The sequence below is a fragment of the Streptomyces sp. NPDC002537 genome (genome assembly GCF_053594975.1).
Map to the genome: position 1 here is coordinate 1 of NZ_JBSFWT010000176.1, position 3,762 is coordinate 3,762.

Below are 3,762 nucleotides of genomic sequence, written 5' to 3' on the forward strand. Positions count from 1 at the left end.
TTGCGCCTGCGCTCCTGGCGCTTGACGTCGCGACCGGTCTTCATCTCCGCGATCTCCCGGCGCATCTTCGCCATCTTCTCGCGGATCCGCCGACGCACGCGTCGACCAAACCCGCTCACCCGAACAACACCCAACCCCAAAGTGGTCTAAACCACTCGGAGGGTAAACCCGAGCCAGGCGACAAACCGAACGACCCTCAGAAAACCTGCCGGAACGCAAACTGACACCTCGCCAAAAAGAGCGCCCGCACACCCACACCCCCACACACGTGAAAGACGCCAAATGCGAGACCTATCACGTCATCTCACACGTAAGAATCTGAGGCGTAAGGCCGATATGTAAGGACGCCAGCCAGCACCCGGTTAATGCCGTCGACCACATGCGAGCATGACCGTCCAAGGGGCCTGGGCGAGCCGGACACCCATGCGCCGGCACCTCTATCCTCCTTCTCCTCTGCCTCCACTACCAGCAAAACAAACAGACACACCCAGCTCTGGCACGAACTCCGGCGGCTAGCCTGGGAGTCCGTTCACGTGGTCGGCCCAGGCGCGGGCGGCCTTGGCGATGACGTCGATCCCGGGTGTGCTGCTGCTGTATGTCTGCCAGTCCTCCCACGACCGGGCTTCGGCCTCGGCGAGGACCCGCACCCCTCGGCGTGGTGCCGCGGCGAACGCGGGGATCGTCAGGGCCCGCTCGTGTGCCTGCCCGGGGGTGTGGTGCCCGTCCAGGACGAGCCGGAACCCCCACAGAGTAGTGTCAGCCCATGCCGGGCCCCGGGCCGCCCATGCCCAGTCGACCAGCCATACCCGGCCGTCGCCGACGAGGAAATTCGTCGCGACGGGATCGCCATGGACGAGGCAGCGGCCGTCAAGGAGCGCCTCGTCGGTGGGGTCGCAGTAGGAGCCCCAGCGGTCCCAGACGGTCATCAGGCCGGGGGCGGTGCGGGTGGACAAGTCACGCAGGACCGCCGCGACGGGCTCCAGGTGGCCGGAGCCGGGCGTGAAGTCCGCCCACGGGGTCGCGGTGACACCCTCGAAGCCCAGCAGGGTCCAGCCGCCCACCGCCAAGCGCCACAGCAGCCTGGGCGCGTACCCGGGCAGGGACGGGTTGATCCCCGCCTCGGCGTCGAGTTCGCAGGCCCGCTCGTGGCCGTCGGGCAGACCCTTGACAAAGACCCTCGAGCCGTCGGGGAGAAAGAGGAGCGCAGCAACGCCGGAAGACTCCCCAGTGGCCATGTCGATACTCGGGCAGTCCGCACCCACTCGGGTCTGGACCGCCGCTCGGGTTTCGTCGGGGAGCTGGTCGAAGCCTCTGCGCTCCACACGCATGGTCAGACTCCCACCGCCGGAGGACTCACCGGGGGATTCGGCGGGAAGGGCGGGTTCTTGTCCGGTCCCGGGCCGCTGGGCGGACGCCCCGGCGGCGGCTGCGACGGCGGGCGGGCCGGCGGCTTGCGCGCTCCGATGGTCATGGGCGCAGCTTAAAGGGCAGCCATGCCATCAAACCAGGCCGTGTACACCGAAGTTGAGACAGACGTACGAGGAGGCCAGCCGGAATCCGGGAGAAACGTCACCATGTGCCCTGACCGTAGGCCAAGAATGAACCATGGTCGGCCAGATGCCAGTTCCCGGCGGGAGGGCGCAGGCAAGGAGCGGGCCCTCGGGAGCGGGCCGTGCCGGCGGAGCTATCGGATACCTTCCTCCACGACCAACTGCCAGACCACACCCGACCGCGCGCCGACAGACCCGCCCTCCTCCGCGCCCCATCGAAAACAAAACAAGATCACCAAATCGCCTTCGAAACACAGACGCCAGAGCGCGACAGCACCTTCAAAACCACCAGACTTGGCTACAGGCCTGGCACAGACCGCCCAGACCAGCGGTCCGCACCATGGGAAGGAAGGGGTCTCCGTGCATCACGGCGTGCCACCGGACCGGGGGGCCGTCGGACGAGGCCAGTGGCGGTTCCCCGGGCCACGCCGCGTTGCAGGTTCCCGCGGGCCGTGTCATCTGCCAGGGCTGTGACCTGGGCATTTTCGCAGCGTCTCACACGATGTCATCCGCCGGAGTCTCGAAACCCATGTCGTTCCCTCAGCTCTCCTGTTCGATGCAAGCCGCTGACCTGCGACATGACGGTGCGTCTGGTCCGGCCGTCAGGGCCTGCGGGCTCGGCTGCCCGGTCGCGTCCTCACCTCTTGGCCCGCGGCCGCATGAACTGGATGATCAGGCTGGAGACGAGGCAGAAAGCCACCAGGGGAGTCAGGCCCATGCCGAGGGCGTGCGGATGGTCGCCCGGTGCGGGCGACTCGCCGAGGGCCGGGTGGAAGGCGGTGCCGACGACGGCCACGCCGACCGCGACCGCGCCTTCCTGCACCGTGTTGGCCACACCGGAGGCCGCCGCGGCGTGCTCCGGGTCGGCACCCGCGAGGACGCCGCCGGTCAGCGGATCCGTGGTCATGCCCATCCCGATCCCGGCGACGACCAGCGGAATGATGATCCACAGGACGGACCGGTCGGTGCCGAGTTCCGCGGCGGTCAACGCGGTCAGGACATAGCCGACAGCCAGGGTCAGCGGCCCCGCGGAGCACAGCCGGTGGCCCAGACGCACCACCAGCCTCGCGGACAGCAACGACGAGCCGAAGTACCCGGCACCGAGCGTGAGGAAGACGAGCCCGGCCTCGGCCGGCGACAAACCCCTGCCCTCCTGCAGGTAGAGCGCGAGCATGAAGAAGAACGAACCCATGGCGAGGAAGTACGCCAGCATGCCGACCAGTCCGGCCAAGAACGTACGGCTGCGGAACAACGTCATGTCGAGCAGGGGGCTGCGGCCCTGCCGGGAACGCTGGTGCGCGACGAAGGCGGCGGCCAGCAGCACCGCGGCCGCGAGCAGCAGCCAGGTACACAGCGGCCAGTCGCGCTCCTGCCCTTCGACCGGGGAGAGCACGATCGCCACCACGGCCGCCATCACGAGGACCACGCCGACCAGATCGAGCCGGCCGCCCTCGGCGTGCGGGACTCGGGGCTCAGGCTCGCGGTCAGGAGCAGCGCCACGATGCCGATCGGCGAGTTGACCAGGAAGACGGTCCGCCAAGTCAGACCCGCCACGTCCACAGAGATCAACACGCCGCCGATCACCTGTCCGAAGACTCCGGCGAGGCCGATGACCAGGCCGTAGACGACGAAGGCGCGGGCCCGGGCAGCACCGGTGTAGACGACGGCGAGGATGCCGAGGACCTGCGGCACCATGACGGCGGCGGACGCGCCCTGCACCACACGGAAGACGGCCAGCGTCCCAGGGTTCTGCGCCAGGGCACACAGCCCGGAGGCGAGCGTGAACCCGGCGAGGCCCAGCGCGAACATCCGGCGCCTGCCGTAGAGGTCGCCCAGGCGTCCACCGGTGATCATCCCGGCGGTGAAGGCCACGCCGTAGCCGACGATGACCAGCTGCGACTGGGCCGAGGAGGCGTGCAGGTCCGTCTGGATGGAGGGGATGGCGACGTTAGTGATGAAGTAGTCGAGGATGGTGATAAAGGTGCCCACCATCACGATGGCCAGGACGCCCCGTCCGGGACCGGTCGTGGCGGCCGCGGGAGCGCCCATCTCCTTGGCAACGGTGTTCGTCCCGGGTTCGTACTCATCGTGGTGCTCCTTGAGGGGGTGAGGTGTGAGGTGCGCCGAACGCAGACCGCCCGCCATCCAGACCCAATACGGGATATCCGACGGGCTCCTGCCCGCCTTTCTCGCCGCCGTACCGATCCTCGCC

At 68.6% G+C, this 3,762-nt stretch carries 3 protein-coding genes; all 3 read right to left on the minus strand.

Features of this window, described 5'->3' with window-relative positions; all coding sequences use genetic code 11:
• Positions 1-512: 512 nt before the first annotated feature.
• The 3 genes from ACWD4A_RS35120 to ACWD4A_RS35130 all read right to left on the minus strand — a co-directional run bounded on the left by ACWD4A_RS35120 (position 513) and on the right by ACWD4A_RS35130 (position 3,599).
• Positions 513-1,235, minus strand: a complete 723-nt coding sequence (locus ACWD4A_RS35120) for a phosphotransferase family protein (RefSeq protein ID WP_451200510.1) — start codon at positions 1,233-1,235, stop codon at positions 513-515.
• 952 nt (positions 1,236-2,187) lie between these two features.
• Complete coding sequence (locus ACWD4A_RS35125; protein ID WP_451200511.1) at positions 2,188-2,976, minus strand: MFS transporter; 789 nt, start codon at positions 2,974-2,976, stop codon at positions 2,188-2,190.
• Positions 2,964-3,599, minus strand: coding sequence for an MFS transporter (locus tag ACWD4A_RS35130; RefSeq protein ID WP_451200514.1), 636 nt, complete (start codon positions 3,597-3,599; stop codon positions 2,964-2,966). Before ACWD4A_RS35130 ends, ACWD4A_RS35125 begins: the two co-directional genes overlap by 13 nt.
• Positions 3,600-3,762 lie beyond the last annotated feature (163 nt).

Excerpts from the sequence above, each read along its gene's own strand:
- ACWD4A_RS35120 (WP_451200510.1), bottom strand. The coding sequence starts at position 1,235 with ATGGCCACTGGGGAGTCTTCCGGCGTTGCTGCGCTCCTCTTTCTCCCC.
- ACWD4A_RS35130 (WP_451200514.1), bottom strand. The coding sequence starts at position 3,599 with ATGGGCGCTCCCGCGGCCGCCACGACCGGTCCCGGACGGGGCGTCCTG.